Annotated in this window: 1 pseudogene; it reads right to left on the bottom strand. The window is 51.7% G+C overall.

Annotated elements, in window-relative coordinates:
- Positions 1-209, bottom strand: a pseudogene (locus STRDD13_RS08125) (hypothetical protein); the annotation flags it as partial.

Raw genomic sequence — 209 nt, forward strand, 5'->3', positions numbered from 1 at the left:
CTGTACCATTTGCGTCTTTTGCTTGTACTTTCTACCGCAACCACATCGCCTGAGTAGGTCTTGTCAGTTGGTGTAAAGGTCACGACACCCGTTTCTGGATCCACGGTATAGGTACCGATGACCTTGCCGTCTGGTGACTTGGCATCTACGGATGCCGCTGGGTTGCCATTTTCGTCCAAGAGCGTAATCGTGGTCTTGTCGATTGGAGC

The sequence above is a fragment of the Streptococcus sp. DD13 genome (assembly GCF_001578875.1).
GTDB lineage: Bacteria > Bacillota > Bacilli > Lactobacillales > Streptococcaceae > Streptococcus.